The sequence below is a fragment of the Phenylobacterium aquaticum genome, assembly GCF_947378715.1.
GTDB classification, from domain to species: domain Bacteria; phylum Pseudomonadota; class Alphaproteobacteria; order Caulobacterales; family Caulobacteraceae; genus Phenylobacterium; species Phenylobacterium aquaticum_A.
Window position 1 is genome coordinate 1 of sequence record NZ_CANCLE010000227.1, and the last position, 4,585, is coordinate 4,585.

A 4,585-nucleotide genomic window follows, 5' to 3' on the forward strand; every position below is an offset into this window, starting at 1 on the left:
GGCTTCGCCCTGCGCGGCGGCAAGGTCGAGGGGGTCGAGACCACGCGCGGCCCGATCGGCGCCGACAAGGTCGCCATCTGCGTGGCGGGAAACAGCGGCCATGTGGCAGGCCTGGCCGGACTGAAGCTGCCGATCGAAAGCCACTTGCTGCAGGCCTTCGTGTCAGAGCCGGTGAAGCCGATGATCGACACTGTGATCATGTCCCAGTCGATCCATTGCTATATCAGCCAGTCGGACAAGGGCGAGATCGTGCTGGGCGGCGACCCGGACATGTATCCCACCTATTCCCAGCGGGGCATGGCGCTGCGCACCGAGGAGGTGGCCGGCCAGGCCATAGCCCTGGTCCCCGCCCTGTCGCGCCTGCGCATGCTGCGCTGCTGGGCCGGCACCACGGACATGAGCTTCGACGGCTCGCCGATCATTGGCGAGACCCCGGTCGACGGACTCTATCTGAACGGCGGCTGGTGCTATGGCGGGTTCAAGGCGACCCCGGGTTCGGGCGCCCTCTACGCCCATCACCTGGCGACCGGCCAGGCCCACGAGCTGGCCGTCCCGTTCAACCTGGCCCGGTTCGCCCATGGATCGACCATCGACGAGGCCGGCGTCGGCCCCAAGGCGCAGGATCGCTAGATGCTGCGGATCGTCTGTCCCCATTGCGGTCCCCGCGCCCAGGTCGAGTTCGTCTTTGACCGCGCGCTGGACGCCATCTTGCCGCTCGACGCCTCACCGGCCGAGGCGGTGAGCCGGCTCTATGAGCGCGACAACCCCCGTGGCTGGTCCTGGGAGCTGTGGCGCCACACGGCTGGCTGCGGCGCCTGGCTGAAGCTGCACCGCCATAGCGTCACCCACGAGATCGACGCCGTTCAGACGATCGGCGACCTCGCATGACCAGCGCGCGCCTTCCCGCCGGCGGCCTGATCAACCGTACCCGGACGATCTCTTTCACCTTCGACGGCCAGCGCTATGAGGGCCATCCCGGCGACAGCCTGGCCTCGGCCCTGCTGGCCAATGGGGTCGGCCTCGTGGGCCGCAGCTTCAAATATCATCGGCCGCGCGGCGTCCTCGCCGCCGGGGTCGAGGAGCCGAGCGCCCTGGTCGGGGTTGGGGTCGGCGGGCGGTTCGAGCCCAATACACGGGCCACCGACCTGTTCCTCTACGAGGGCCTGATCGCGCAGAGCCAGAACCGCTGGCCCTCTCTGGCTTTCGATGTCGGCGCCGTGCTGGGCCTCTTCAGTCGCTTCATCCCGGCCGGGTTCTACTACAAGGCCTTCCTGGGCAAGCCCGGCCTGTGGAAGGTCTACGAGCACTTCATCCGCCACGCCGCAGGCCTCGGGAAGCCTCCCGTCGCCGCCGATCCCGACAGCTTCGACCACCGCGCGGCCTTCTGCGATGTGCTGGTGGTCGGCGCCGGGTCGGCCGGCCTGGCCGCCGCCCTGGCCGCTTCGGCCACAGGCGCGCGGGTTATCCTGGCCGAGCAGGACACCCGACTGGGCGGCGGCCTGCTGCGCGATCCAGCAGAGATCGACGGCGCGCCAGCCGCCGACTGGATCGAGGGCGCCAAGGCCACCCTGGCCGCGCGTGGCGTGCGCGTGCTGACCCGCACCACGGCCGTGGGATATTGGGACCATGACCTCGTCACCCTGTCGGAGAAACTGACCGAGCCCGGCCAGGTCCCCGCCCCGGGCGAGCCGGCCCAACGCCTGTGGCGCGTCCGCGCCCAGCGGGTGGTGCTGGCGACCGGCGCCATCGAGCGGCCCCTGCCCTTCGCCGACAACGATCGGCCGGGCGTCATGCTGGCCCAGGCCGTGCGGACCTATGTCGCGCGCTATGGCGTCACCCCGGGCCACCGCGCCGTGATCGCGGCCGGCAATGACGACGCCTATCGCACTGCCTTCGCTCTCGCTGAGGCCGGGTGCGAGATCGCCGCCGTTCTGGACAGTCGTCCGCCATCGGACAGTCCGATCGTCAGAGCCGCCGCCGAACGCTTCGACGTCCGCTTCCAGGCCCAGGCTGCCCGCGCCATCGGCGGGGCCGGCGGCCTGACCGGGGTCGAGGCGCGGACCGAGGCCGGCGCTCTGACCCTGACCTGCGACCTGCTCGCCGTGTCCGGCGGCTTTTCTCCGGTCGCCCACCTGCACATGCAGGCCGGCGGCACGCTGAGCTGGGATGAGGCCACCGGCGCCTTCACGCCCGACCAGGCCCGCCAGAACCAGTCGACCACCGGCTCCGCCTCCGGCCTCGACGACCTCGCCGAGATTCTGGCCGAAGGCTGGGCGGCGGGCGGGGCGGCGGCCCATGGCCTCGGCAAGCCCCTGCCCAAGGGCGGCCCGCCCCAGGCGGCCGAAGCCTTCCCCGGATCGTCCAACAGCGTCGCCGCCCTGGCGCCGCCGCCGGGGACCGACCTCAAGCACACCTTCGTCGATTTCCAGAACGACGTGACCCTGGCCGATGTCGACCTGGCCTGGCAGGAGGGCTACCGCTCTGTTGAGCACCTGAAGCGCTACACCACGCTGGGCATGGCCACTGACCAGGGCAAGACCAGCAACATCATCGGCCTGGCCCGGCTCGCATCCCACGAGGGACGCCCGGTGCCGGAGGTCGGACTGACCACCTTCCGGCCGCCCTATACCCCCGTGACCCTGGGGGCCCTGGCCGGGCACGCCACAGGCTTCCATTCCGCGCCGCTGCGCCGTCCGGCGCTCTACGACCTGCATGCCGCCCGCGATCCGATCTGGCAGCCGGTGGGCTATTGGATGCGGCCCCGCGCCTATCCCCTGGCCGGCGAGAATCTGCACGCCGCGTCGATACGCGAGGCGCGCGCGGTCCGCGAGACCGTCGGCTGGATCGATGTCTCGACGCTGGGCAAGTTCGAGATCGCCGGCCCCGACGCCGCCGCCCTGCTGGAGCGGGTCTGCGCGACCACGGTGGGCAAGCTGGCCGTGGGACGCGGCCGCTACACCTTCATGCTGCGCGAAGACGGCCTGGTCATGGATGACGGCACGGTCTGGCGCATCGGCCCTGATCGCTATCTGCTGACCAGCTCGACCGGCGGCGCCGACCGCATGGCCCATCACCTGGCCTATGTCCGCCAGGTGCTCGCGCCGCAGCTGAAGGTCGCCATCGCCAATGTCCAGGAGCACTGGGCCGGTATCGCCGTCGCCGGCCCCCGCGCCAAGGCCCTGGTCGCAGAGCTCACGGGCCTGGCCGAAATCCCCCGCCACATGTCGGTCGCGCGCGGCGTGATCGCCGGGACCCCGGTGCTGATCCTGGCCGCCAGCTATTCCGGCGAACGCGCCTTCGAGATCTACGCCGCCAGCCAGGAGATCGCCCCGGTCTGGACCGCCATCGACGCGGCCGGCCAGGCCCTGGGCGGGCATCCGTATGGCATCGAGGCCCTGGAGTTCCTGCGGATCGAGAAGGGCCATGTGGTGGTCGGCGGCGAGATTGACGGGCGCTCGACGCCGCAGGACCTGGGCCTGCACCGGATGCTGAACCCGGCCCGGCCCTTCGTCGGCGCCCCGGCTCTGCAGCGCCCCGCCTTCCAATCCCAGGCCGGCCGTCTGCAGCTGATCGGCCTGGAGTCCGAGGGGTCGATCCCTGAGGGTTCCATGCTGGTCCGTCATGCCCCCGGCGAGCCGGAGGGTCACGTCACCGCCGCCAGCCCCCGGGTGCTGGCCCAGGGTTCGGTGGCGCTCGCCCTGCTGCGCGACGGCCGCGACCGGATGGGCGAAACGCTTATCGCCTGGTCCCCGACCCGGGGCGTCAGCGCCAAGGTCCGCGTGGTCGAGCCGGTGTTCTATGATCCAGAGGGAGCGCGCTATCGTGACTGACGCCCCGCGCTTCAAGGCCGCCCCCGCCGAGCCCCTGCTGCGGCTGGAACTCTGGGGCGGCCTGGCTGAGACCTCCGCACGCTTCACCTCAGCCTTCGGCGCCGTCCTGCCGGGCCCAGGCCAGGCGATCACCGTCTCAGGCCTTCGGGTGATCTGGCGCGAACCCGGCGCCTGGATGATACGCGTCGAGACTGGCGAGCGTGGCGCGACCCTCGACCGGCTCATGGAGATCGCGGGCGCGGATGGCGCGGTCACCGATATCTCCGGCGCGGCGACCCGCTGCGTCCTGACCGGCGGCGACTGGCGGGTGCTGCTGACCCATGGCGGCGTGTTCGATGCGGAGGATCCCGCTTTCGCCCCGGGATGCGTGGCCGGCACGGTGATCGAGCACATGGCCGTGCGCTTCGACGTGATCACCGAGACCCGGGTCGACGCCTATGTGGCGCCGAGCTACGCGGTCGACCTCTTCGCCTATTGGACCAGCGTGGCCCGGGGTCTCGACGTCACAGGATAAGGCCCAACGGCTCTTCGATCAGGGCCTTGAAGGCCGCGAGCCAGCGCGCGCCGACCGCCCCGTCGACCACCCGGTGATCGCAGGTCAGGGTGACGGTCATCACCGTGGCCACGGCCAGCTGGCCGTTCTTGACCACCGGCCGCTGTTCGCCCGCGCCCACCGACAGGATCGCCCCCTGCGGCTCATTGATGATCGAGGAGAAGGCCTTGATCCCGAACATGCCGAGGTTTGAGATCGAGAA

General features: G+C 71.0%; 5 protein-coding genes. 4 read left to right on the plus strand and 1 reads right to left on the minus strand.

Annotated features, from left to right (window positions below; all coding sequences use genetic code 11):
* The 4 genes from Q7P21_RS19415 to Q7P21_RS19430 form a co-directional block, all read left to right on the plus strand.
* Positions 1-630, plus strand: a 630-nt coding sequence (locus Q7P21_RS19415; protein ID WP_304179900.1) for an FAD-binding oxidoreductase, incomplete at its 5' end; no start/stop codon positions are given.
* Positions 631-888, plus strand: coding sequence for a sarcosine oxidase subunit delta (locus tag Q7P21_RS19420; protein WP_304171730.1), 258 nt, complete (start codon positions 631-633; stop codon positions 886-888).
* Positions 885-3,830: a 2Fe-2S iron-sulfur cluster-binding protein gene (locus Q7P21_RS19425; RefSeq protein WP_304179903.1), complete on the plus strand. Its 2,946-nt coding sequence runs from the start codon at positions 885-887 to the stop codon at positions 3,828-3,830. Before Q7P21_RS19420 ends, Q7P21_RS19425 begins: the two co-directional genes overlap by 4 nt.
* Complete coding sequence (locus Q7P21_RS19430; RefSeq protein ID WP_304179907.1) at positions 3,823-4,344, plus strand: sarcosine oxidase subunit gamma family protein; 522 nt, start codon at positions 3,823-3,825, stop codon at positions 4,342-4,344. The genes Q7P21_RS19425 and Q7P21_RS19430 overlap by 8 nt, the downstream gene beginning before the upstream one ends.
* On the opposite strand, the gene Q7P21_RS19435 is transcribed toward Q7P21_RS19430, so the two are convergent.
* Positions 4,334-4,585: 2-oxo acid dehydrogenase subunit E2 (locus Q7P21_RS19435; protein WP_304179909.1), on the minus strand; the 252-nt coding region annotated here is incomplete at its 5' end. The two genes, Q7P21_RS19430 and Q7P21_RS19435, sit on opposite strands and share 11 nt — an antisense overlap.

Bases quoted from the DNA above. Each gene is read 5' to 3' on its own strand.
- Q7P21_RS19420 (WP_304171730.1), top strand. From the start codon at position 631: ATGCTGCGGATCGTCTGTCCCCATTGCGGTCCCCGCGCCCAGGTCGAG.
- Q7P21_RS19425 (WP_304179903.1), top strand. From the start codon at position 885: ATGACCAGCGCGCGCCTTCCCGCCGGCGGCCTGATCAACCGTACCCGG.